The organism is Micromonospora sp. CA-259024 (assembly GCF_050936255.1).
Lineage (GTDB): Bacteria > Actinomycetota > Actinomycetes > Mycobacteriales > Micromonosporaceae > Micromonospora.
The window spans coordinates 3,239,598-3,263,346 of sequence record NZ_JBNJND010000001.1; the positions used below are offsets into that span (position 1 = coordinate 3,239,598).

Here is a 23,749-nt window from a genome sequence, read left to right on the forward strand (position 1 = left end):
AAGCCGGCCGGCGGGGACAATGCCCTGGTCGTCGAGGTGGGATGTCCGCGCAGCTCACCGCGGCATGTCCGGGTCTTGTCCGACCATCTCGGACAGTCGCTCGGGGGCGGCTTGCCCCCGCACCTCCGGGGTCTGGAGAATCGGGCGATGACCACGGGGGAGCTACGACCGGACGAGGCGGCCGACGCGGCCGAGTTCGTCGACCTGCTGCGCCACCTCAAGGACCGGTCCCGGCTCACGTACCGGCAACTGGAGCAACGCGCGGCCGCCTCCGGTGACGTGTTGGCCCGCAGCACCGCCGCCGACATTCTGCGCCGGTCCACCCTGCCGCGGCCCGAGGTGCTGGTCGCGTTCGTCCGGGCCTGCGGCGCGGAGGATCAGGTCGAGGTGTGGCTGCGGGCGCGGCACCGTCTCGCGGTCGGCGCGTACGCGCCCATGTCGCCAGCACCCGATCTCCAGCCGGTCGACGTGGTCGCTACCGTGGCCTCGCAGCGCTCGGGCGCGGTCCGTCCGCGCTGGTTCGCGCGTCCCGTGCCGCTGGCGGTGCTGGTCGTCGGCGTCCTGCTGGCCGCGCTCGGTGTGGGCTTCTGGATCGAGCGGCCCGACGACGAGCAACGAGCGGCCGCGCAGCTCACCGGGCCGACCGCGACGGCCGGCGGCGGCACCTCGGCCACGCCGGGCGGCAGCGCCAGCGCGTCGAGCACGCCGAGCGCGGGCCGCAGCCAGATCCGCCCCGCCCGCAGCCCGCAGCTCTGTTTGACGGAGGGGCGCGACCGCACCGGCCAGTACACGAAGGAGATCGCGGTCCAGCTTCCCTGCGCGGACGCCACCCCACCCGACACCTACCTGGAGGCGGTGGCCGACGGGCTGTACTTCATCAAGTGGAACCACCCGGTGCACGGGCCGGGCTGTCTCACCATCCGCGCCGACGATCCCGGCCGGAACCTGCTCGAACCCTGGAGCGACTGCGACCCGACCAGGTCGCCCCAGCTGTTCCGCTTCGAGCCGACCGGGTCGACGCCGACCGCGTACCGCATCCGGCCGACCCGCACGGACCTGTGCGTCGGTCTCCGCGAGGACGACACCGACGTGTCGGCCGAGGCGCTGGTCGAACCGTGCACCGGCGGCGCCGACCAGGTGTTCCTGGTCGACGCGCTGCCGGAAGGCTGACGGCGGCGCGGGTCAACGAGCCGGCGGGACCTCGTCCCAGCCGGCGGGCAGCGGGGGCACCGACCAGGCCGGGTCGGGCTGCCACCGCGCCCACGCCGGGTCCCACCAGTGTTCGCCCGCGTCGAGTAGCGCCGCGATCCGGTCGCCCTCGGCCTGGATCGCGTCACCCATGCCCGGGTAGCGGCCCTCGACGAGTCGCTGGGCGAAGATCTCCACGTCCTTCCAGACGTACCGGTCGGCGTCCGCGCCCCACCACAGGTCCAGCTCGTGGTCCAGGGTGTCCACCCCGATCGGCGTACGCCGCAACGGGTCCTGAAGGTTGAAGTACCAGCCGGCGAAGTCGCGCCCCGGCCCCGTCCAGAACACGTCGACCGAGTGCGCCTCGCCGGGGCGTTGCAGCATCAGCTTGCCGTGCCCCGACCAGGAGCGGTGCCCGGCGGTCTCCCACGGGTGCCGCCTGCACGGAAAGACGCCCGTCTGCGGAAAGCCGAACTCGGCCCCCGGTGGGAGGTAGAGGGCGAGCAGGTCGGGCGAATCCTCGACGCAGATCGTCGGGCAGCCGAACCACACCTCGCCGCGAAGAACCTCGCGCCGGACGACCACGTCGCCCGGCGCGAACCGCCGCTGCGCCGCCACGCTCAGGCGTCGACCGCAGCCATCACGTCGTCGCTGATGTCGAAGTTCGCGTAGACGTTCTGCACGTCGTCGCAGTCTTCGAGGACGTCGATCAGCTTGAAGATCTTGCGGGCACCCTCTTCGTCCAGCGGCACGTTGACGCTGGGGATCAGGGAGGACTCGGCCGACTCGTACTCGATGCCGGCGTCCTGCAGCGCGGTGCGCACCGGGATCAGGTCGGTCGGCTCGGAGACCACCTCGTACGCCTCACCGATGTCGTTGACCTCCTCGGCGCCGGCGTCGAGGACGGCCAACATCACGTCGTCCTCGCTGGTGCCCTCCTTGGGCACGATCACCACGCCCTTGCGGGAGAACATGTACGACACCGAGCCGGCGTCGGCGAGCGAGCCGCCGTTGCGGGTCAGCGCGGTCCGCACCTCGGTCGCCGCCCGGTTGCGGTTGTCGGTGAGGCACTCGATGAGCATGGCCACGCCGTTCGGGCCGTACCCCTCATACATGATCGTCTGCCAGTCGGCGCCGCCGGCCTCCAGGCCGGAGCCGCGCTTGACGGCGCGGTCGATGTTGTCGTTCGGCACCGAGCTCTTCTTCGCCTTCTGGATGGCGTCGTAGAGCGTCGGGTTACCGGAGGGGTCGCCGCCGCCGGTCCGCGCGGCCACCTCGACATTCTTGATCAGCTTGGCGAACATCTTGCCGCGCTTGGCGTCGATGACGGCCTTCTTGTGCTTGGTCGTCGCCCACTTTGAGTGGCCGGACATCTTCTACCTCCGTTGCTACCCGCCGTCTGCATCGACCGCACCGCTCACGCCCCGCTCCCGCCGGCGCACGCGGAGGTGCCGGTCAGCTCGGTGGAAGCCGTGGCGGGCAGATGGCCCTGCCGAATCCCCGCAATCCTACCGACGTCCCCGCGGTCGCTGTCATGCACCGCGCGCGGTGGCTTCGTCCCGTCCGCTCGGACCGGGGCAGACGGGACGAAACCCCCTAGGGCTACGACCCCAGCAGCGCCCCCTCCGCCGGGCGCAGCGCCCGGGACCAGGCCACGACCTCACCGAGCATCGTCGACAGCTCCGCCTCCCGGCCGTCGCCCGGCGCGAAACGGCCGGCGTTCCGGTCACCCGGCTCGGCCCCGGTGAAGTCGAAGTCGGTGAAGATCGAGAGTGCCACTCCCGTCGGTACCACCACGGTCCGCACCTCGGTGAGGATCGCCCGCAGGTGGTCGGCGGCCCGGTTGCCGCCCTGCACGCCGTAGCTCAGCACCCCGGCCACCTTGCCGGTCCACTCCGCGTACAGGTAGTCGATGGCGTTCTTCAGGGCGGCCGGTATGGAACGGTTGTAGTCCGGGGTGACGAAGACGAAGGCGTCGCAGCCGTCCACCACGGACGCCCATCGCCGGGTGTGCGGGCGCCGGTAGTCGCCGAACAGCGCCGGCACCGGCTCGTCGAGCAGCGGCAACGACTGCTCCGCGAGGTCGACCAGCGTGAAGACGGCGTCCCCGGCGCGTACCGCCTCGTGTCGCTCGGCCACCTCCATGACCCAGTGGGCGACCGCCGCGCCACGTCGACCCGGCCGGGTGCTGCCCACGATCAGACCGATCCGCAGCGGTCCTGTGCTCTGTGCGTTTCTCATGGCCACGATCCTGCGGGCCACGGGACGGGGCGGGGAGACCGCCGCGAGGATGGCCCTGCCAGGGCCACCCACCGGCCGGCACCGGCTGCCAGACTGGTTCGGTGATGGACGGAGAGCTGGGCGCGTTCCTGCGTAGTCGCCGCGAGGCCCGGCGACCGGCCGAGGTCGGCCTCCCCGAGGGTCCCCGCCGACGTACCCCCGGGCTGCGCCGGGCCGAACTCGCCACGCTGGCGCAGGTGAGTGTGGAGTACCTGACCCGGTTGGAACAGGGCCGCGACACCCGGCCGTCGCCGGAGATCCTCGCGGCGCTCGCCGACGCCCTGCGCCTGGACCACGCCGACCGGGAACACCTGCGGCACCTCGCCTCGGCCCAACACGCCCGACAACTGTGCTCGGGTGACCGGTCAAGGGTCTCCCGCACCGTCCGGCCAACGGTCCGCGCACTGCTCGACGCGCTGCGCGACACCCCGGCGTACGTGCTCAACCGGCTCGGCGACGTGCTCGCCTGGAACGGGCCCTTCGACCTGCTGGCCCGCCCGCTCGGCCTGCTGGACGGAACGCGACCGAACCTCATCTGGTACGTGCTGACCGACGAGCGGGCCCGTGCGCACTACCCGCAGTGGTCGGCGCTGGCCGACCAACAGGTCGCGGAGTTGCACCTGCTGCGCCAGGGCGACCCGGCCACCGACGCGTTCGCCGAGCGGCTGGCCCGTACGGTGGGCGCGCCGTTCACCGACCGCTGGCGGCGGCGGCCGGTCACCGCCGCGCGTACCGGCCTGCTGACGATGCGCCACCCGGAGGCGGGGCTGTTGCGCCTCAGCGTCGAGACGCTGGAGCTGGCCGAGGTCGACCCGCAGCGACTGGTGGTGCAGGTGCCCGCCGACGCCGCCACGGCGACCGCGCTCGACCAGTTGGCGGGCCGCCGCCCGGGGCAGCTGCGGGCGGTCGCCGGCTGAGGCGACGGGTCACACCGTCAGGAGGCGGTGCGGACCAGGTCCACGAAGTACGCGTGCACGCGCAGATCACCGGTCAGCTCGGGGTGGAACGAGGTGGCCAGCAGGTTGCCCTGCCGCACCGCCACGATCCGGTCGGCGGCCGGGCCCCCGGTCACCGACCCGATGACCTCGACGCCGGCACCGACCCGCTCGACCCAGGGGGCACGGATGAAGACCGCGTGGAACGGCTCACCCGGCACCCCGGCGATGTCCACGGGCGCCTCGAACGAGTCGACCTGCCGGCCGAACGCGTTGCGCCGCACGGTCATGTCGATGCCGGAGAAGCCCCGCTGGTCAGGTCGGCCGTCGAGCACCTCGGTCGCCAGCATGATCATGCCGGCGCACGAACCGTAGACGGGCATGCCGCCGGCGATCCGCTTGTCGATCGGCTCGCGCATCTCGAAGATGTCGGTGAGCTTGCTGATGGTGGTGGACTCGCCCCCGGGGATGACCAGGCCGTCGACCGCGTCCAGCTCCGCCGGGCGGCGGACCGGGCGGGCGTCCGCGCCCGTCGCGGCCAGCGCCGCCACGTGTTCGCGGACGTCCCCCTGCAGCGCGAGCACACCGATCACGGGTGCCGTCACGTTCGCACCGTTCCTCTCCGCATCACGCCGTCGGTGAAGGGGTGCCCGTCACCAACCGCGCTCGGCCAGGCGGTGCGGCTGCGGGATCTCGTCGACGTTGATGCCGACCATGGCCTCGCCGAGACCGCGGGAGACCTTCGCCAGCACGTCCGGGTCGTCGTGGAAGGTGGTGGCCTTGACGATCGCGGCGGCCCGCTGAGCCGGGTTGCCGGCCTTGAAGATTCCGGAGCCGACGAAGACACCCTCCGCGCCGAGCTGCATCATCATCGCGGCGTCGGCCGGGGTGGCGATCCCGCCCGCGGTGAACAGCACCACCGGCAGCTTGCCGGTCTCGGCGACCTCCTTGACCAGCTCGTACGGGGCCTGCAGCTCCTTGGCCGCGACATACAGCTCGTCGGCCGGCAGCGAGGACAGCCGGCGGATCTCCTGGCGGATCTTGCGCATGTGGGTGGTGGCGTTGGAGACGTCACCGGTGCCCGCCTCACCCTTGGAGCGGATCATGGCCGCGCCCTCGGTGATCCGGCGCAGCGCCTCGCCCAGGTTGGTCGCCCCACAGACGAACGGCACCGTGAACGCCCACTTGTCGATGTGGTTCGCGTAGTCGGCCGGGGTCAGCACCTCGGACTCGTCGACGTAGTCCACGCCGAGCGACTGGAGGATCCGCGCCTCCACGAAGTGACCGATGCGGGCCTTGGCCATCACCGGGATGGAGACCGCCTCGATGATCCCGTCGATCATGTCGGGGTCGCTCATCCGGGACACCCCACCCTGCGCGCGGATGTCGGCGGGCACCCGCTCCAGGGCCATCACCGCGACGGCGCCGGCATCCTCAGCGATCTTGGCCTGCTCGGCGTTGACCACGTCCATGATCACGCCACCCTTGAGCATCTCGGCCATGCCACGCTTCACGCGGGCGGTGCCGACGACGGGGGCGGTACCGGTGTTCGAGGCGGTGTTTTCGGGCACGGGTCATCGCTCCTTGGACGTGCTCTGAGGGTGGCAGCGAAAATGCTACGCGGGGGTCAACGCCGCACCGACAGCCAATCAGACCCCCGGTGGCCTGCCCTGTGGCCCTGATCACCGGCTCACCCGCGAGCCTCCGGGTCAGGCGGCGGGAACGTCCGCCGGGACGATGAGAGTCGGGTCGTCGATGTCGAAGTAACGCGGCCACTCCCGGCCCCGTCCCATCCGCAACAACCGCACCAATGGGCGGCTACGCGCCGAACGGGCGTCCCGGACCAGATCGGTGTGCACCTGCCGGGCCAGCGCGAGCCGACGACTCGCGGCGATGACCGCCGCGCAGTCCGGATCGCCCGGATCCAACTGGACGACACGCAGCTGCCGGGTCAGGTCGTTCTCCGCCGCCTCCCGCTCGTCCGGGCCGGCGTCCAGCGCGATCCGGGCCGCCGCGTACAGCTCGACACCGGAACGCCGCTCAGCCAGCACGGCGGCTGCCGCGGCACGGCGCAGCAGGTGTGCGTCGAGGGCCCGGGCCGCCAGCTCCGCGCGGCCCTGCAGCCGCTCGACGCGACCGGCCGTCCAGATGAGGTACGCCGCGACCAGCCCCACGACCACGCTCGCGGCCACCACCCACCACATGTGCGGCATCGTAGTGCTGCTCCGTTTCGCCTCCGATTGGGCGCGGCCACGCCGGTCGCCCGGTCACCAGCCGCACCATGCGTCACACCGGCTCAGCTCAGCCCCACCCATTCCTGGTCGATGACCCGTCCGTCGGTTGCCTCGATCGCCGCTGCGTATACCTCCAGAACGCGGCGCGCAACCACCGGCCAGTCGAAATTCGCCACCACCTGATCGCCGCAGACGCTCAGCGCGCCCCGCCCGGCCGGGTCGTCCAGCAACTCGGTCACCGCGTCACGCAGCCCCACCGGGTCGCCGGTGGGGAAGAGCCGACCGGCGCGCCCGCCGTCGAGCACCCGCCGGAACGCGTCCAGGTCGCTGGCGACCACGGTGGTGCCCGCGGCCAACGCCTCGGTGAGGATCATGCCGAACGACTCACCGCCGGTGTTCGGTGCCACATACAGGTGCACACTGCGCAACATCCGCGCCTTGTCCGGTTCGGTAACCAGGCCGAGGAACGTGACCCGCTCGTGCAACTCGGCCGGGAACTGGTCGTACAGGTCGTCGGGGTCACCCGGGCCGGCGACCAGCAACCGCAGCCCCGGCCGGGTGGCGGCCATCGCCACGAACGCGTCGCGCAGCACCGGGAAACCCTTGCGCGCCTCGGTGAACCGACCCAGGAAACCCAGCGTGCCGCCGGTACCCGGGGCGCACTGCCCCGGCCAGCCCGGCAACGGCTCGGCGTCGGCGAACTTGGCCACCGCCACCCCGTTGGGGATCTCCACCGCGCCGCCGTCCATGTGCTCGACCTGGACCTTGCGGGCCAGCGCGCTGACCGCGATCCGGGCGGTGATCCGCTCCAGCACGATCTGGAGCACGCCCTGCGCGGCGGCCAGCACCCGCGAACGGGTCATCGCGGTGTGGAACGTGGCCACCACCGGGCCGCGGGCGGAGAGCACCGCCAGCAGCGACAGGCTCAGCGTGAGCGGCTCGTGCACGTGCAGCACGTCGAAGTCGCCGTTGGTGATCCACCGCCGGACCCGCGCGGTGGAGACCGGGCCGAACGCGATCCGGGCAACCGAGCCGTTGTACGGCAGCGGCACAGCCCGACCGGCGGACACCACGTACTCCGGCAGCGGCGAATCCTCGTCGGCCGGAGCGAGCACACTGACCTCGTGGCCGAGCGCGATCAACGCCTCCGCCAGGTCCATGACGTGGTTCTGCACCCCGCCGGGGACGTCGAAGGAGTACGGGCACACGATGCCGATCCGCATGCGTCAGCGCCCCCTGTCCGCGCTTGTGGGACACCACCTCACCGCGCCCACCACCCCTCAGGCCTGACCGGAGGCCGGCGCGGGCAGCGCAGTGCCGTCCCCCGCCCCCCGCTGGTCCAGCCACATCCGCTGCAACATGTGCCAGTCTTCCGGATGCCGGGCGATACCCGCCGCCAGACGGTCGGCGATCAGCTGGGTCAGCGACCGGACCCGCTGGTCCAGAGGCCCCACCTCGGGCCCCGGCACCGGCAGCGGGCCGGCGAGCGACGCGCACGCGGCGTCCGGTTCGTACCACATCGAGGCCACGTAGAGCGGCGCGCCGGTGTGCAGCGCGAGCAGCGCCGGCCCGGCCGGCATGCGGGTCTTCCCGCCGAAGAAGTCCACCTCCACCCCCCGGGCGGAGAGGTCCCGGTCGGCCAGCAGTGGCACCACCGCACCGGCACGGACGCGCTCCAGCAACACGTCGAACGCCGGACGCGGCCCGCCGCGGGTCGGCAGGATCTCCATCCCCAGACCCTCGCGGAAGGCCATGAAACGCTTGTACAAGCCCTCCGACTTGAGCCGCTCCGCAACCGTGGTGATCGGCCAACCGGTGGCCGCCACCCAGGCGCCCGCGGCGTCCCAGTTACCGGCGTGCGGCAGCGCCACCACGGCGCCCCGGCCCGCGGCCACGTCGGCGGCGAGCAACTCCGCGCCATCGAGGCGGAAGGTGGCCAGGATCTGCGCCCGGCTCAACGCGGGCAGCCGGAACGCCTCCATCCAGTACCGGGCGTACGAGCGCAGCCCGCGCTTGACGAGATCGTCCAACTCGGCCTCGGACAGCTCCGGACCGACCACCCGGCGCAGGTTCGCGCGCAGTCGGGCCGTACCCCCGCCGGGCCGGCGGTGGGCGCGGTCCGCGCCCGCCTGGAACGCCGCCGCCACCAGCGGCCGGGGTAGCGCACGGACCACCCGCCAGCCGGCGACGTAGCCGAGCTCGGTGAGGTTCACGCGGCCCGGCCGCCGGTCGTCCGGCGCCGGGTCGCCGACGCGCCACTCACGCCTGGCCGTTCGGCTGGAGCTGCTGGGCCTGGCGGTAGACGTGCGTCATCCGCTGCCCCACCGTGAAGATCGACACCGCGGCGAGCAGCCAGAGCGCGATCTCCAACGCCGGGTCGACGCCGACGCCGGTGAGGATCCCGCCGACCCCGACGATCAGCAGCCGCTCGGTGCGCTCGGCGATGCCCACGTTGCAGGTCATGCCGAGCCCTTCGGCCCGGGCCTTGACGTAGGAGACCAGACTGCCGGCGGCCAGGCAGACCAGCGCGGCGGCCACCCCGGAGTGGTCGTTCTGCGTGGCCAGCCAGTACGCGACCGCGCCGAAGACGGCACTGTCGGCGACCCGGTCCATGCTTGAGTCGAGGAACGCGCCGAATTTGGTGGAGCCGCCGCTCATCCGGGCCATCGTCCCGTCGAGCAGGTCGGTGAGCGCGAAAACGGTCACGATTAACGCGCCCGCGACCAGATGGCCGCGAGCACCGAAGCCGAGCGCGCCGACGAGCACACCAACGGTGCCCGCAACGGTGACGGCATTGGGGGTGACGCCCGCGCGCAGAAGGGCGCGGGCAATCGGCTCGACGACGCGGGTCATCCCCGCGCGGGCCGACACTTGGAAGATCTTCGCCATGGCGGTCCCCACGATAACGGTCCGCCCAGCTCCGGCGATACGGCCGGTACCTCCGACCCGCCCGGGAGAGGCTTGTGCCTACCCGGCAACGGGTGTGAGATCGAGCCGGAGGGTGAGCCAGCTCACCCGTCCACCCGTCCCGTTCCCGCTGTGCAGCAGACCACCGGAGGATATCGCCGCGCACTCGCCCCGGGCCGCTTCCCGTCGCGCGGCGGTCGCCACCACCACCGGCTGAGGGAGGTGCGCCCCATGGCGCAAAAAAGTCAGGACAAGGGTTCCACCGGCGGCACGCCGGTGATCACCGAGCCCGAGCGGGTACGCAACGTCGTGCTCGTCGGGCACTCCGGGGCAGGCAAGACGACCCTGGTCGAGGCACTACTCGCGGCGACCGGCACGATCAGCCGGGCCGGCACGGTGCCCGACGGCACCACCGTCGGCGACCACGATCCCGCGGCCGTACGGCAGCAGCGTTCGGTCAGCCTGTCCTGTGCACCGCTGCTGCACAACGGCATCAAGGTCAACCTGCTGGACACCCCCGGGTACGCCGACTTCGTCGGCGAGCTGCGCGCCGGGCTGCGGGCCGCCGACGCCGCCCTCTTCGTCGTCTCCGCGGCGGGCGGCATGGACGCGGCCACCGTCGCGCTGTGGGAGGAGTGCGCGGCGGTCGACATGCCCCGCGCCGTCGCGGTGGCCCGACTGGACCAGCCCCGCGCCGACGTCGACGAGACGGTGGCGCTCTGCCAGCGCCTCTTCGGCGACAACGTGATGCCCCTCTACCTGCCGATGCTCGGCGACGACGGGGTGTCCACCGAAGGCCTGCTCGGCCTGATCACCCGCCGGGTCTTCGACTACACCGCCGGGCTCCCCGCCGACGTCCGCGACCCGGACCCGGAGCACCAGCCGGCCATTGACGAGTCCCGCAACGAGCTGATCGAGGGGATCATCGCCGAGAGCGAGGACGAGACCCTCATGGACCGCTACCTCGACGGCGAGGAGATCAGCACCGAGGTGCTCATCGACGACCTGGAGAAGGCCGTCGCCCGAGGCCACTTCTATCCGGTGGTGCCGGTCTGCGCCCAGACCGGTGTCGGACTGGACGTGCTGCTGGAGGTGCTGACCGCCGCGTTCCCGTCTCCGCTGGAGCACGAGTTGCCGGCGGTGACCGGCGTGGACGGCTCACCGCGTCCGCCGCTGACCTGCGACCCGGCCGGGCCGCTCGTCGCCGAGGTGGTCAAGACCACCGTCGACCGCCACGTCGGTCGGGTCTCGCTGGTCCGGGTCTTCTCCGGCACGCTGCGCCCCGACCAGACCGTGCACGTCTCCGGGCACGGCATGGCCGAACGCGGGCACCCCGACCACGACGCCGACGAGCGGGTCGGGCACATCTACACCCCGCTGGGTGCCACCCTGCGCGAGGTGCCGCTCTGCGTGGCCGGCGACATCTGCGCGATCACCAAGTCGGGCAGCGCCGAGACCGGCGACACCATCTCGACCAAGGACGACCCGCTGCTGATCGCCCCCTGGGAGATGCCGGAGCCGCTGCTGCCGGTGGCGATCGTGGCCCGCAGCCGCGCCGACGAGGACGCCCTGGCCCGCAACCTCGCCCGGCTGGTCGCCGGCGATCCCACGCTGCGGCTGGAGCGCAACCCGGAGACCCACCAGCTGGTGCTCTGGTGCATGGGCGAGGCACACGCGGACGTGGTGCTCGACCGGCTACGCGCCGGCGGCGTCGAGCTGGACACCGAGCCGGTCAAGGTGTCGCTGCGCGAGACGCTGACCGTGCCCGCGAAGGGGCACGGCCGTCACGTCAAGCAGTCCGGCGGGCACGGCCAGTACGCGGTCTGTGACATCGAGGTCGAGCCCCTGCCCCGGGGCAGCGGCTTCGAGTTCGTCGACCGGGTCGTCGGCGGCGCGGTGCCGCACAACTACATCCCGTCGGTGGAGAAGGGCGTCCGCGCCCAGCTCGAGCGCGGCCTGGTCGCCGGCCACCCGGTGGTGGACCTGCGGGTGACGCTGGTCGACGGAAAGGCGCACAGCGTCGACTCCTCCGACGCGGCCTTCCAGACCGCCGGCGCACTGGCCCTGCGCGACGCCGCCGATCGTGGCCAGCCGGCGCTGCTGGAGCCGATCGACGAGGTCACCATCCGGGTGCCGGACGGCTCGGTGGGCACGGTGATGGGCGACCTGTCCGGCCGGCGCGGCCGGGTGCTCGGCACCGAACCGGACCCGGACGCCGAGGGCCGCACCCTCGTTCGCGCCGAGGTACCGGCCATCGAGTTGCTCCGCTACGCCGTCGAGCTGCGCTCGATGACGGCCGGCACCGGCACCTTCCGCCGCCACTTCGTCCGCCACGACCCGATGCCCACCCACCTGGCCGACCAGGCCCGCAAAGAACAAACCCCGTAACCCGCAACCCGGCCCCGGCCCCGGCCCCGGCCCCGGCCCCGGCCCCGGCCCCGGCGATCTTGCACTTTTTGTTGCCGATATGTCGCTGATGACGGCACTTGTCCCAGCAGAAAGTGCAAGATCGGCGGCGGTGGGGCGAGGGGACCGGGGCTTATGGGTTAGGGGTGGGTGGTGGGGTGGGTGGGGCGCGGCCAGTGGGGGCGGTCGGCGTCACGGAGGGCGGCGGTACGCAGGGCGGCCAGCTGGCGCTCCACCTCGATGAACTGGTCCGCCGGCAGCGGACCGCGATGCAGCGCGGCGGCGTTCTCCTCGACCTGGGCGACCGTACGGCAGCCAGGGATCGGGATGGTGCGACCACTGCGCGCCCAGATCCAGCCCAGCGCGCCCTGGGCGAGGGTGCGCCCGTCGGCGGTGAGCGCGGCGCGGACCGCGCCGACCCGACGCAGCCACTCCGGTGCCGGTCGGCCGCCACGGAACCACTCCAGCCAGCCCGGCGCCAACCCCCGTACGTCGTCGCGGGGCAGCGTCGACGTTGTCGTGTACTTGCCGGTGAGCAGCCCCATCCCGAGTGGCCCCCGGTTGATGCTGGCCAGGTCGTACTTGTCGCAGACCGCCAGCAGCTCGGGGGCGTCACGCAACACCGACAGGGTGTGCTGCACGGCGGTGGCGCCGGCCCCGGCGTGCCCGAACATGGTGGCCCGCTCGGGACGGTCGGTGCTCCATCCGTACGCCCGGATCAGGCCCTCGGCGACCAGGTCCTCGCAGGTGCCGATGAGTGCCTCCGCCCGGGGGACCGACAGGTCGGCCAGGTGCAGTTGGTACAGGTCGATGTGGTCGGTGTCCAACCGGCGCAGCGAGGCCGTCACGGCCCGCCGCAGATAGGCGGGCGACGCGTCCTCCCCGGTGGCCTGCCGGCTCGCCTCGTCGAACGTGTAGCCCCACTTGGTGGCGATCACGGCCTCGTCCCGGCGACCGGCGAGCGCCCGACCGAGAACCCGCTCGCCGTGCCCGGCGCCGTACGTGTCGGCGGTGTCGAACAGGGTCACGCCCAGGTCCAGCGCCCGACGTACGGCCCGTACCGACTCGTCGTCGTCGACCGCGCCCCAGCCCAGCGGCTGGGTGCCCTCCGCCCAGGGCCCACCGATCGCCCAGCACCCCATGCCGAGGGCGCTGACCTCGATGCCGCTACGCCCCAACGTCCGTGTCGTGACTGCCATCGGCCGATCGTGCCACCTCCGCCGGGCCGGGACGTAGCAGATCCCGGGAGCGAATCGCGGGTGCGCGTCGACAGGTCGGTACGGCATGATCGCCCGTATGCGACGGCTGGGCGTGGACATCGGCGGCGTGATCATCGAGCCGGCGGACGACGACGCCGACACGTCCTTCTTCGGTGCGCACTACCTGCGCACACCCGTGGTCGATGGTGCGTTCGACGCGCTCGCGGCGCTCGGCCCGGCGTTCGACGAGGTGCACCTGGTCTCGAAGTGTGGCGAGGTCACCGAGCGGCGCACCCGGGAGTGGTTGGCCCACCACGACTTCTCGGCGCGCACCGGCGTCCCGGCTGAGCGGGTGCACTTCTGCCGCACCCGGCCGGACAAGGCGCCGATCGCCCGCCGGCTCGGGTTGACCCACTTCGTGGACGACAAGCTGGAGGTGCTCGGCTACCTCGACTCGGTGCCGCACCGCTACCTGTTCCGGCCCCGCCCGGCGCAGGTCGCCCCGTACGCCGCGCTGCTGCCGCGCGTACACCGGGTGGAGAGCTGGCCGGAGCTGACGCCCCTGCTGCGCGCCGACTAGCCGGACCAGCGCGGACGTCACGCAGTGGCGGCGGTCAGGACGGCCAGGCGCGGGCGAGCAAATCGCGGGTGTCGCCGAGCAACTGCGGCAGGACCTTGGTGCGGCCGATCACCGGCATGAAGTTCGCGTCGCCGCCCCAGCGCGGCACCACGTGCTGGTGCAGGTGCGCGGCGATGCCGGCACCGGCCACCCCGCCCTGGTTCATGCCCAGGTTGAAGCCGTGCGCGTTGCTCACCTTGCGGATCACCCGCATCGCGGTCTGGGTGTACGACGCCAGCTCGGTGGTCTCCGGCAGGTCCAGGTCGGTGTAGTCGGCGACGTGCCGGTACGGGCAGACCAGCAGGTGACCAGGGTTGTACGGGTAGAGGTTGAGCACCACGAAGACGTGCTCGCCACGGGCCACCACCAGGCTCTCCTCCGGCGGCAGCTTCGGCGCCCGGCAGAAGGGGCAGCCGGTGGGCTTCTCGTAGCCCTCGGCCGGGCGGTCCTCGCCGGAGATGTAGGTCATCCGGTGCGGCGTCCAGAGCCGCTCCAGGCCGTCCGCCATGCCGCCGATGTCTGTGTGCCGTTCCGCCCCTGTCACGAGCCGATCCTACGGAGCCGCGAATGCGGGCCGCGACACCTGCCGCCGGGAAAATCCTTGCTGCAAGTTCTTGACGGACTATTGCCGGACCCTGAAAATTCCATGCATTCAGGAACTTCCATTCATTGATGGAGGCTTACATGATCCGATGGCTCGGCAGACTCCTCGCGGCCCTTGCGCTGACCGCCGCCACCACCGTGGCCGGCATCACCGTCACGGCCGGCGCGGCACAGGCTGACGGCTGTTACACCTGGGGACGCACCCTGTCCCAGGGGGCGTCCGGCGAGGACGTCCGGCAACTCCAGATCCGAGTCGCCGGCTACCCCGGCTACGGTGCCGTGCTCACCCTCGACGGCGCGTACGGCCCGGCCACCCGGTCGGCGGTGATCCGCTTCCAGCAGGCGTACGGGCTGCCCGCGGACGGCATTGCCGGCCCGCAGACCTTCAACCGGATCTACGCCCTCCAGGACGACGACTGCACACCGGCCAACTTCAGCTACGCCGAGCTGAACAACTGCAACACCACCTGGGCCGGCGGGGCGGTATCGGCGAGCACCGCGCGGGCCAACGCGCTCGTCTCGATGTGGAAGCTCCAGGCCCTGCGCCACGCGCTCGGAGACGTGCCCATCGCGATCAGCAGCGGCTTCCGCAGCTACGCGTGCAACAGCGCGGTCGGCGGAGCGTCGAACAGCCGGCACCTGTACGGCGACGCGGTGGACCTGGTCGGGTCCCCGTCGTTGTGCCGACTGGCCCAGCAGGCCCGCAACCACGGCTTCGGGCAGATCCTCGGCCCCGGCTACCCGGACCACAACGACCACACCCACGTGGCGGCGGTCGGCGGCTGGTCGGCGCCGACCTGCGGCATCTGAGAGATCACGCTCGTAGACGGACGTAGTGGCCTCCCCGGGTGCGGGGAGGCCACTACGTCAAGGATCGAGCACGATCGTCGGGCGACGCCGCGCCGCAGCGTGGCGCGGGGCCCGCTACTCCGCGGCGGCCGAGGGGCCGATGTTGGTCCGCGAGCTGACCACGTCGAGAACGTGGGTCACCGCCTCGGCGACGGGCACGCCGTTGCGCTGCGAGCCGTCGCGGTAGCGGAACGAGACCGTACCGGCCGCCACGTCGTCGTCACCGGCGATCACCATGAACGGGATCTTCTGCTGCTGCGCCGTACGGATCTTCTTCTGCATCCGGTCGTCACCCGCGTCCACCTGGGCCCGGATCCCCTCGGTGCGCAACGCCGCGACGAAACCGTGCAGGTAGTCGGTGTGGTCCTCACGGATGGGGATGCCCACCACCTGCACCGGCGCCAGCCACGCCGGGAACGCGCCCGCGTAGTGCTCGGTGAGCACCCCGAAGAACCGCTCGATCGACCCGAACAGCGCCCGGTGGATCATCACGGGCCGCTGCCGGCTGCCGTCGGCGGCCTGGTACTCCAGCTCGAAGCGCTCCGGCTGGTTGAAGTCGACCTGGATGGTGGACATCTGCCAGGTCCGGCCGATCGCGTCTCGCGCCTGCACCGAGATCTTCGGGCCGTAGAACGCCGCGCCGCCCGGGTCGGGCACCAGGTCCAGGCCGGAGGTCGCGGCGGCGGTCCGCAGCGCCTCGGTCGCCTCCGCCCAGTCCTCGTCGGCGCCGATGAACTTGGGCGAGTCGTCCCGGGTCGACAGCTCCAGGTAGAAGTCGTCCAGACCGTAGTCACGCAGCAGGTCCAGCACGAAGCTGAGCAGCGTGGACAGCTCGCCGGCCATCTGCTCCCGGGTGCAGTAGATGTGCGAGTCGTCCTGGGTGAGGCCACGGACCCGGGTCAGGCCGTGCACCACGCCGGACTTCTCGTACCGGTAGACCGTGCCGAACTCGAACATCCGCAGCGGCAGCTCCCGGTACGACCGCCCGCGCGACCTGAAGATCAGGTTGTGCATCGGGCAGTTCATCGCCTTGAGGTAATACTCCGCGCCCTCCAACTGCATGGGCGGGAACATGGTGTCCGCGTAGTACGGCAGGTGGCCGGAGGTGTGGAACAGCTGCGCCTTGGTGATGTGCGGGGTGTTGACGAACTCGTACCCCGCCTCCTCGTGCCGGCGCCGCGAGTAGTGCTCCATCTCCCGGCGGATGATGCCGCCCTTGGGGTGGAAGACCGCCAGGCCGGAGCCGATCTCGTCGGGGAAGCTGAACAGGTCGAGGTCCGCGCCGAGCTTGCGGTGGTCGCGCCGGGCGGCCTCCTCCAACAGCTTCAGGTACGCCTTGAGCTCGTCGCGGGTCGGCCACGCGGTGCCGTACACCCGCTGCAGTTGCGGGTTCTTCTCCGACCCTCGCCAGTACGCGGCTGCCGAGCGCATCAGCTTGAACGCGCCGATCAGCCGGGTGGTGGGCAGGTGCGGTCCCCGGCACAGGTCCGACCAGCAGACCTTGTCCTCCTTGGCGTCGAGGTTGTCGTAGATGGTCAGCTCGCCGCCGCCCACCTCCATCACCTCGTCGGTGTCCAGGCCCTCGCCCTTGACCTCGATCAACTCCAGCTTGAACGGCTCGTCGGCCAGCTCGGAGCGCGCCTCGTCCAGGCTGCCGAAGCGGCGGCGGCGGAACCGCTGACCAGACTTGATGATCTCCTGCATGCGCTTCTCGAGCTTGCTGAGGTCGTCGGGCTGGAACGGCTTGTCGACGTCGAAGTCGTAGTAGAAGCCGTTCTCGATCGGCGGGCCGATGCCGAGCTTCGCCTCCGGGAAGATGTCCTGCACCGCCTGGGCGAGGACGTGCGCGGTGGAGTGGCGCAGCACGTTGAGCCCGTCGGGCGAGTCCAGGCTGACCGGCTCGACGACGGTCTCCTCGGCCGGCGCCCAGTCCAGGTCGCGCAGCTGACCCTCCGGATCGCGGACCACGACGATCGCCTTGGGGCCGTTCGCGGGCAGTCCGGCCGCGGCCACCGCGTCGGCCGCCGTGGTCCCGGCGGCGACGACGACGGGGTCGGCCACGGCGGGGGTACGGGGTGCGGACACGGTGACTCCTCCAAGTGGTACGAAACGGTGCCGATCCTCGGCTCCTGCCGATGCTATCGGTCCACCCACCCACGCCTGGGAAGGGCACCTTCCTGACGGTCGGCGTTGAACCTTTCGCGTCTCGCAGCCGAACTAGAAGGTGTGGCCGAAAACCGGTGCCGGCCGCGTCGACACGGATGGGGGCAACGAGATGGCGAGCACGTACGGCGGTGGACGCCGGCGGCGGATCGCGGCGGCGACCGCGGTGACCGCCGCCGGGCTGCTGCTCTGGCCTGGCACGGCGCACGCGGCGGACGTGACGACCACCCCGGCCGAGGCACGGCAGGGCGACGCCGTGCGGCTGGAGTTCACCGTGCCGGAGGAGCGGGCCGGCACGAGGACCAACCAGATCGAGGTCCGGTTGCCGGCGGACGCGCCGATCGCGGAGGTCTACCCGATGTCGGTGAACGGCTGGGCACCCAGGATCAGCTCCCGCACGCTGGATCGGCCGGTGGCCGGTATCCACTCCTCCGGCGTGACCACGGTGACCACCGCGGTGACCTGGGTCCGGGTCGGCGAGAGCGAGCAGGGGCCGGCCCGGCTGGCGCTGTCCATGGGGCCGATGCCCCAGGTGGAGCGGCTCACCTTCGAGGTCGTCCAGACGTACGCCGACGGCACGGTGGTCCGTTGGGCGGACGCCGCCGGTCCGTACCGGGCCCCGGCGCTCACCCTGCTGCCGGCGGCGCCCGGCGCGGCGGGTCCGGCCGCACACGGCGGGCACGGCGGCCCGGCGGCCGGTGCGCCAGCCGCTCCGGAGAGCGGTGTCGACGCCCCGGCCGCTCGTGCGGACGGTGCTGGCGAGGAGTCCGGCAGCGCCGACGGGATGTTGGCCGCCGGCCTGCTGGCCGGGTTGGGCGGCGGCGCGGCGATCGGTTGGCTGGTCAGCCGGTGGCGCCGACGCGACCCGGACGAGGCCACCGCGCTGGCCGAGGTGACCGGCCGCGCGGACGAGGACGAGGCCCCGACGCTCGCCGAGGCGACCGGCCGCGCGGACGAGGCCGCGGCCCCGACGACGCCGGCCGTTTCCGCGTCATCTCGGTGATCCACTCGGGTTCCCGGGAACCGCGGCATCAACGCCGCACCGACAGCCCGATTTGCAGGAAGCCGAGTCGATCAGGGCAGGCCGGCAGGCCGGGTGGTCAGGGCAGGCCGGGTGGTCAGGCAGGCCGGGTGGTCAGCGCAGGCCGGGTGGTCAGGGCAGCCAGGTGGGTAGCGGCTCGCGGGCGGCCAGCCACGACTCGGGCACCCCGCCGGGAGTGCCGACGCCGGTGTACGCCGCCACCACCGCCCCCGCGATGGCGGCCGTGGTGTCCACGTCCCCGCCGGCCCGGACGCAGACCTGGATCGCCGCCGGATAGTCGTCGAGGTGGGTGGCGGCCACCCAGAGGGTGAACGCGACGGTGTCCTGGGCGGTCACCCGAGAGCCGTTGCCGAGCGCCGCCACCACCCGGGGCAGTGGCCGGCCGAGCAGCCCGGCCGCTCGGATCACGCCTCGGTGTACCTCGGTGCCCGGGTCGAGCGCGGCGGCGATCCCGGCGAGCAGCCGCTCCGGGGCCGGCCGGTGCCCGTCGAGGCGGGCCCGGGCGGCCAGCGCGGCGGCGACAGCCACCGCGACGGCGCCGGCGATCCCCTCCGGGTGCGCGTGGGTCACCTCGGCCGAGGCGCGCGCCTGCGCTGCGGCACGGGCGGTCGAGTCCGCGAAGTACGCGCCCAGCGGGCCGACGCGCATCGCGGCACCGTTGCCGCAGGAACCCTGGCCGTCGAAGGCGGACGCGGCGGCCACCGGCCACGGGGTACCGGTGCGGATCAGCCGCAGGATCAGCATCGCGCCAGCACCGTAGCCCCGGCGCGGGGCGCACCGCTCGGCGAAGGCCAGGGCCAGCCGGTCCCGGTCGATGCCGCCGGAGTCGGCCAGCTCGGCGAGGACCGAGCAGGCCATCTCGGTGTCGTCGGTCCACTCCCAGGGGGCCGGCGGCAGTGCGCCCGTGCCGAGATCCGGGGGCGCTGACCCCGGCAGAAAGTACTGCGCGCCGAGCGCGTCGCCGGTGGAGAGACCGGCGAGGCTGTCCCGGGCGAGCGCCAGGCGAGCATCGGCGAACAGGATGAACGACATCGTCGTACCAGCTTGCCCGTTCGCCAGGCACGTCGCAACGCGATCAACTTGCCAGGCCAAGTACGGTTCTGTCGTGGCCTCCGTGCTCCTGGTCGAAGACGATCACGTCGTACGCGGCGCGATGCTGCGGTCCCTCGCCGACCGGGGGCATGCCGTGCACGCCGTGGGTACGGCGTTGGACGCCCTGCGTCGGGTCGCCGCGGAGACACCCGATCTGGTGGTGCTGGATCTCGGCCTGCCCGACCTGGACGGCTCGGACGCGCTGCGGATGCTGCGCGGCATCACCGACATCCCGATCATCATCGCCACCGCCCGCGATGACGAGCAGTCGGTGGTCAAGCTGCTACGCGCCGGCGCCGACGACTACATGGTCAAACCGTTCACCGGGGCACACCTGGACGCACGGATCACGACCGTGCTGCGCCGGGCTGGCCGGGCCAGCCGGACGGTGCAGCCCGCGGTGCACAGCGTCGGCGGGCTGCGGGTGGACGTGGGCGAACGCAGCGCCCAGCTCGACGGGGAGCCACTGGCGCTGACCCGCAAGGAATTCGACCTGCTGGCGTATCTCGCCGCACGACCCGGGCGGGTAGTGTCCCGCCGGGAGCTCTTGGAGGAGGTATGGCGGCAGCCATCGGTCGGCGAGGATCAGACCATCGACGTTCACCTGTACTGGCTCCGCCGAAAGATGGGCGAGTCCGCGGCGAAGCCGCGCTACCTGCGCACCGTGCGGGGGGTCGGGTTCCGGCTGGTGGCACCGGACTGAGGACGGCGCTGGCCCTGCTCACGGCCGGCATGTGCAGTCTCGTCGCGCTCGCGTTCCTCATCCCGCTCGGGCTCAGCCTGCGGGAGCAGAGCCGGGACGAGGCGATCGCCGACGCGGCCCGACGCAGCGCGCTGGTGACCGGCGCCCTGGCGGTGAGCACCGACCCGGCGGTCGTCGAACGTGCCGTGGTGGCCAGCGCCGAGGGCGCCCCGACCCGGCCGGTGGTGCACGGGCTGGGGCTGGACGAGTCGGCCGGGCGGGCCAGCGGCACCGACCTGGACCGGGCCCGTGCCGACCGGCGGTCGCTGGTCGTCGACGTCGACGGCGGGGTGGTCCGGCTCGACCCGGTCGTCCTCGGTGACCGGACGGCCGTGGTGGAGGTGTTCCTCCCGGATTCGACGCTGGGCGAGGGTGCTGGCGGCACCTGGCTGCTGCTGTTCGCGGTCGGCGCGGCGATGGCCGGCGCGGCGGTACTGGTGGTCGACCGGGTCGCCGCCCGCGCGGTGGACTCGACCCGGGGGCTGGTCAAGGCCGCACTCTCGATCGGCGACGGCGACCTGGGCGTACGCGTCGAGCCGACCGGTCCTCGCGAGCTCGCCGAGGCCGGGTACGCCTTCAACCGGATGGCCGACCGGCTGGACGCGGCTCGCACCGATGAGCGGGAGCTGGTGGCCGACCTGTCGCATCGTCTGCGTACCCCGTTGACCGTGCTGCGTCTGGACGCGGAGGCGTTGGAGTCGGACGACACCAGCGTGGGTTCGTTCAGCCCGGCGGAGTTGGACCGGCTACGCGGCATCCGGCGGATCCGGCAGGCGATCGTCACCCTGGAGGGTGAGATCGACGTGCTGATCAAGACCACCCGCAAGGCGGTGGCGCACGAGGCCGGGCCGGCGATGTGCGACGTCAGCGAGGTGGTCCGGGACCGGATGGTGTTCTGGGCCGCGCTGGCCGGCGACCAGAACCGGCCGCACCGGGTGAACGGCGCCCAGTTGCGTATCCCCGCGCCGGTGCCGCGCGCCGAGTTGGCCGCCGCGCTGGACGCGGTGATCGGCAACGTCTTCCGGTACACCCCGCAGGGCACCGCGTTCGAGGTGGCCGTGTCCCGTCGGGACGGTTACGTGGCGATCCGGATCGACGACGCCGGCCCCGGCATCGCCAACCCGGACCGGGCGCTGCGCCGGGGGGCCAGTGACCAGGGCTCGACCGGGCTCGGCCTGGACATCGCCAAGCGGGTGGCGTTGCAGGCCAACGGCTCGGTGAGCATCGACCGTGCCCGGCTGGGCGGAGCCAGCGTGGTGATGCTGCTCGCCGACCCGGAGGCGACGCCCCGGCAGGTCAGCCGCTTCGGTCTGGTCGGCCGGATGGCACGCGACGCCCGGGACACGAAGGCCAGCGGACGTCGCTGGCCCCGTCAGCGCCCCACCGACGACTGACCGGCCCGGCCCGGGCTGTGGGCTGTGCGCCGGCGCAAGTCTTCCTTAGATCATGCTTAACGACAGTGGTGAATCGGCCGGGGGCTGACAGGATCACAGCACGAACCCACCAGTTCCACCGGCCGAGCGCATCACGCACCCACAGCCGGTGGAGCCGCGCGCGCGGCGGGAGTCTCAGGTCCCCCCACACCCTCGCTCCCGCCGCGCGCCCTGCTCCCCCCGACCGGCTCAGCCGGCGGCGGTGGCGAGGTACGCGTCGATCTCGGCGGTGATCCGCTGCTTGCCGGCCGGGTCGAGGAAGGACGCGGCCACCGCGTTACGGGCCAGCCCGGCCAGACCCTCGGGGCCCACCCCGAGCAGGCGGGCCGCCACCGCGTACTCGTCGTTGAGGGTCGTGCCGAACATCGGCGGGTCGTCGGAGTTGATGGTGACCAGCAGCCCGGCCTCGACCAGTCGGGGCAGCGGGTGCTCGTCGAGGTTGGCCACGGCCCGGGTCCGTACGTTGGACGTCGGGCAGATCTCCAACCCGATCTGCCGCTCGGCCAGGTACGCGAGCAGCTCCGGGTCCTGTGCGGCCGAGATGCCGTGCCCGATCCGCTCGGCGCCCAGCTCGTTCAGTGCGTCCCAGATGGTCTGCGGTCCGGTGGTCTCCCCCGCGTGCGGCACCGAGTGCAGCCCGGCGGCGCGGGCCTGGTCGAAGTAGGGCCGGAACTGCGGCCGGGGAACGCCGATCTCCGGGCCACCCAGCCCGAAGCTGATCAGGCCGTCGGGCCGCTCGTCCAGCGCGATGCGCAGCGTCTCCTCGGCCGCGGGCAGACCCGCCTCGCCGGGGATGTCGAAGCACCAGCGCAGGTCGAGGCCGAAGTCGGCCGCGGCGCGCTTGCGGGCGTCCTCGATCGCCTCACAGAACGCCGGGGCCGGGATGCCTCGACGCACGTGCGAGTACGGGGTGATCGTCAGCTCCGCGTACCGCACCTCTTGGCGGGCCAGTTCCCGGGCCACCTCGTGGGTGAGGATCCAGACGTCCTCCGGGTCGCGGATCAGGTCCACCACGCTCAGGTAGACCTCGACGAAGTGTGCGAAGTCGCGGAACTCGAAGTAGTTCGCGAGCGCCTCCGGGTCGGCCGGCACGGGAGTGCGTCCCTCGTGACGGGCGGCCAACTCGGCGACGATCCGGGGCGAGGCGGAGCCGACGTGGTGCACGTGCAGCTCCGCCTTGGGCAGGCCGGCGATGAAGGTGGGCAGATCGGTCACGGTCACTCCTGGGCATGGTCGCCGGTACGGGCGACGACGAAGACGCGGCGGAAGGGGAAGTACACCTGCCCCTGCCGCACCGGGTAGGCGGCGGCGAGCCGTACCCCCAGCTCGGCCCGGAAGGCGGACCAGCCGGCGGCGTCCAGCGCGGCCCGGACGGGGCGCAGCGCGGTGCCCTCCATCCAGGCCAGCACCGGGTGGTCGGCGGCGGGAAGAGCGCGCAGCAGGTGCACGTAGGTAGTCTCCCAGGCGTCCACCGCGCAGCCGGCGGCGGTCAGCAGCGCCGCGTAGTCGGCCGGGTCGTCGACCGGGTCCGCGCGCAGCAGCGGGGCGATCTCGGCCCGCCAGGTCGGTAGGTCGGCGACCTGGCGCAGAGCGTGATGCGAGGGGGCGGCGAAGTTGCCGGGGACCTGCATGGCGAGCCACGCGCCGGCGGGCAGCTCGGCGGCCCAGCGGCGCAGCAGCTGCTGGTGGCCGGGCACCCACTGCAGCGCCGCGTTGCTGAGCACCACGTCCTCGTCGCCAGTCGGGTGCCAGTCGCGCAGGTCGGCGACGGCGAAGTCGACGGGAGCGTTGAGGGCGGTGGCCCGGTCGATCATCTCGGGCGAGGAGTCCAGGCCGAGCACCCGGCTCGTGGGCCAACGCCCGGCGAGGGTGGCGGTGAGCTGGCCGGGGCCGCAGCCGAGGTCGACCACGGTCCGGGGCCGCTCGGCCGGGATCCGCGCCACCAGGTCGTGGAACGGCCGGGATCGTTCATCGCCGTAGCGCAGGTAGGTCGTCGGGTCCCACATCACTACCTCCCAAACCGTACGTCCGTCTTGTTGACGATATGGCTCGCCTGG

Annotated in this window: 23 protein-coding genes; 8 read left to right on the forward strand and 15 right to left on the reverse strand. The window is 72.5% G+C overall.

What is annotated here, in order from left to right; genetic code table 11:
* The first annotated feature begins 147 nt into the window (after window positions 1–147).
* Window positions 148–1,170: an RICIN domain-containing protein gene (locus tag ACQEUX_RS14095; RefSeq protein WP_433046752.1), complete on the forward strand. Its 1,023-nt coding sequence runs from the start codon at window positions 148–150 to the stop codon at window positions 1,168–1,170.
* A 12-nt stretch (window positions 1,171–1,182) separates the two neighbouring features.
* Here the strand turns inward: ACQEUX_RS14095 and ACQEUX_RS14100 are convergent, their stop codons facing one another.
* The 3 genes from ACQEUX_RS14100 to ACQEUX_RS14110 all read right to left on the reverse strand — a co-directional run bounded on the left by ACQEUX_RS14100 (window position 1,183) and on the right by ACQEUX_RS14110 (window position 3,429).
* The gene (locus tag ACQEUX_RS14100; protein ID WP_433046755.1) at window positions 1,183–1,806 is read right to left on the reverse strand and encodes a DUF402 domain-containing protein; all 624 of its coding nucleotides are present in this window, start codon (window positions 1,804–1,806) and stop codon (window positions 1,183–1,185) included.
* A gap of 2 nt (window positions 1,807–1,808) precedes the next feature.
* The gene (locus ACQEUX_RS14105) at window positions 1,809–2,561 is read right to left on the reverse strand and encodes a YebC/PmpR family DNA-binding transcriptional regulator (RefSeq protein WP_433046758.1); all 753 of its coding nucleotides are present in this window, start codon (window positions 2,559–2,561) and stop codon (window positions 1,809–1,811) included.
* A gap of 229 nt (window positions 2,562–2,790) precedes the next feature.
* Window positions 2,791–3,429, reverse strand: coding sequence for an NADPH-dependent FMN reductase (locus ACQEUX_RS14110; protein ID WP_433046761.1), 639 nt, complete (start codon window positions 3,427–3,429; stop codon window positions 2,791–2,793).
* Window positions 3,430–3,533: 104 nt separating this feature from the next.
* Here ACQEUX_RS14110 and ACQEUX_RS14115 point away from each other — a divergent pair, with 104 nt between their 5' ends.
* The gene (locus ACQEUX_RS14115; RefSeq protein ID WP_433049832.1) at window positions 3,534–4,385 is read left to right on the forward strand and encodes a helix-turn-helix transcriptional regulator; all 852 of its coding nucleotides are present in this window, start codon (window positions 3,534–3,536) and stop codon (window positions 4,383–4,385) included.
* Between the two features lie 17 nt (window positions 4,386–4,402).
* Here the strand turns inward: ACQEUX_RS14115 and pdxT are convergent, their stop codons facing one another.
* The 6 genes from pdxT to pgsA form a co-directional block, all read right to left on the reverse strand.
* Entirely contained in the window at window positions 4,403–5,008 is a 606-nt protein-coding gene (gene pdxT / locus ACQEUX_RS14120) for a pyridoxal 5'-phosphate synthase glutaminase subunit PdxT (protein ID WP_433046764.1), read from the reverse strand.
* A gap of 48 nt (window positions 5,009–5,056) precedes the next feature.
* Window positions 5,057–5,974 (reverse strand): pyridoxal 5'-phosphate synthase lyase subunit PdxS, encoded by a 918-nt coding sequence (gene pdxS / locus ACQEUX_RS14125; protein ID WP_433046767.1) that lies wholly within the window; start codon window positions 5,972–5,974, stop codon window positions 5,057–5,059.
* Window positions 5,975–6,112: 138 nt separating this feature from the next.
* A complete protein-coding gene (locus tag ACQEUX_RS14130; RefSeq protein WP_433046770.1) occupies window positions 6,113–6,616 on the reverse strand; it encodes a hypothetical protein in 504 nt (167 codons plus the stop codon).
* Between the two features lie 83 nt (window positions 6,617–6,699).
* Entirely contained in the window at window positions 6,700–7,860 is a 1,161-nt protein-coding gene (locus ACQEUX_RS14135) for a glycosyltransferase family 4 protein (RefSeq protein ID WP_433046773.1), read from the reverse strand.
* Window positions 7,861–7,917: 57 nt separating this feature from the next.
* Window positions 7,918–8,850, reverse strand: a complete 933-nt coding sequence (locus ACQEUX_RS14140; RefSeq protein WP_433046776.1) for a phosphatidylinositol mannoside acyltransferase — start codon at window positions 8,848–8,850, stop codon at window positions 7,918–7,920.
* 46 nt (window positions 8,851–8,896) lie between these two features.
* The gene (gene pgsA / locus ACQEUX_RS14145) at window positions 8,897–9,526 is read right to left on the reverse strand and encodes a phosphatidylinositol phosphate synthase (RefSeq protein WP_433046779.1); all 630 of its coding nucleotides are present in this window, start codon (window positions 9,524–9,526) and stop codon (window positions 8,897–8,899) included.
* A gap of 249 nt (window positions 9,527–9,775) precedes the next feature.
* Between pgsA and ACQEUX_RS14150 the strand changes: the two genes are divergently transcribed.
* The gene (locus ACQEUX_RS14150) at window positions 9,776–11,932 is read left to right on the forward strand and encodes an elongation factor G-like protein EF-G2 (protein WP_433046782.1); all 2,157 of its coding nucleotides are present in this window, start codon (window positions 9,776–9,778) and stop codon (window positions 11,930–11,932) included.
* Window positions 11,933–12,090: 158 nt separating this feature from the next.
* Here the strand turns inward: ACQEUX_RS14150 and ACQEUX_RS14155 are convergent, their stop codons facing one another.
* Window positions 12,091–13,149 (reverse strand): aldo/keto reductase, encoded by a 1,059-nt coding sequence (locus ACQEUX_RS14155; protein WP_433046785.1) that lies wholly within the window; start codon window positions 13,147–13,149, stop codon window positions 12,091–12,093.
* 97 nt (window positions 13,150–13,246) lie between these two features.
* Between ACQEUX_RS14155 and ACQEUX_RS14160 the strand changes: the two genes are divergently transcribed.
* Window positions 13,247–13,729 carry a hypothetical protein gene (locus ACQEUX_RS14160; RefSeq protein ID WP_433046788.1) on the forward strand — a complete coding sequence of 161 codons (483 nt, stop codon included), beginning with the start codon at window positions 13,247–13,249 and terminating at the stop codon, window positions 13,727–13,729.
* A gap of 34 nt (window positions 13,730–13,763) precedes the next feature.
* Here ACQEUX_RS14160 and ACQEUX_RS14165 read toward each other — a convergent pair whose 3' ends face one another.
* Window positions 13,764–14,276: an HIT family protein gene (locus ACQEUX_RS14165; RefSeq protein ID WP_433049835.1), complete on the reverse strand. Its 513-nt coding sequence runs from the start codon at window positions 14,274–14,276 to the stop codon at window positions 13,764–13,766.
* A 176-nt stretch (window positions 14,277–14,452) separates the two neighbouring features.
* Between ACQEUX_RS14165 and ACQEUX_RS14170 the strand changes: the two genes are divergently transcribed.
* The gene (locus ACQEUX_RS14170; RefSeq protein ID WP_433046791.1) at window positions 14,453–15,181 is read left to right on the forward strand and encodes a D-Ala-D-Ala carboxypeptidase family metallohydrolase; all 729 of its coding nucleotides are present in this window, start codon (window positions 14,453–14,455) and stop codon (window positions 15,179–15,181) included.
* 114 nt (window positions 15,182–15,295) lie between these two features.
* Here ACQEUX_RS14170 and thrS read toward each other — a convergent pair whose 3' ends face one another.
* A complete protein-coding gene (thrS, locus tag ACQEUX_RS14175) occupies window positions 15,296–17,305 on the reverse strand; it encodes a threonine--tRNA ligase (protein ID WP_433046794.1) in 2,010 nt (669 codons plus the stop codon).
* 190 nt (window positions 17,306–17,495) lie between these two features.
* On the opposite strand from thrS, the gene ACQEUX_RS14180 reads away from it, so the two are divergent.
* Window positions 17,496–18,386 (forward strand): DUF1775 domain-containing protein, encoded by an 891-nt coding sequence (locus tag ACQEUX_RS14180; RefSeq protein ID WP_433046797.1) that lies wholly within the window; start codon window positions 17,496–17,498, stop codon window positions 18,384–18,386.
* Window positions 18,387–18,536: 150 nt separating this feature from the next.
* On the opposite strand, the gene ACQEUX_RS14185 is transcribed toward ACQEUX_RS14180, so the two are convergent.
* Window positions 18,537–19,457, reverse strand: coding sequence for an ADP-ribosylglycohydrolase family protein (locus ACQEUX_RS14185; protein ID WP_433046800.1), 921 nt, complete (start codon window positions 19,455–19,457; stop codon window positions 18,537–18,539).
* Between the two features lie 73 nt (window positions 19,458–19,530).
* On the opposite strand from ACQEUX_RS14185, the gene ACQEUX_RS14190 reads away from it, so the two are divergent.
* Entirely contained in the window at window positions 19,531–20,220 is a 690-nt protein-coding gene (locus tag ACQEUX_RS14190) for a response regulator transcription factor (RefSeq protein ID WP_433046803.1), read from the forward strand.
* A gap of 29 nt (window positions 20,221–20,249) precedes the next feature.
* The gene (locus ACQEUX_RS14195) at window positions 20,250–21,653 is read left to right on the forward strand and encodes a HAMP domain-containing sensor histidine kinase (protein WP_433046806.1); all 1,404 of its coding nucleotides are present in this window, start codon (window positions 20,250–20,252) and stop codon (window positions 21,651–21,653) included.
* A gap of 228 nt (window positions 21,654–21,881) precedes the next feature.
* On the opposite strand, the gene ACQEUX_RS14200 is transcribed toward ACQEUX_RS14195, so the two are convergent.
* The gene (locus ACQEUX_RS14200; protein WP_433046809.1) at window positions 21,882–22,907 is read right to left on the reverse strand and encodes an adenosine deaminase; all 1,026 of its coding nucleotides are present in this window, start codon (window positions 22,905–22,907) and stop codon (window positions 21,882–21,884) included.
* Between the two features lie 2 nt (window positions 22,908–22,909).
* Window positions 22,910–23,698 carry a trans-aconitate 2-methyltransferase gene (locus tag ACQEUX_RS14205; protein ID WP_433046812.1) on the reverse strand — a complete coding sequence of 263 codons (789 nt, stop codon included), beginning with the start codon at window positions 23,696–23,698 and terminating at the stop codon, window positions 22,910–22,912.
* Window positions 23,699–23,749 lie beyond the last annotated feature (51 nt).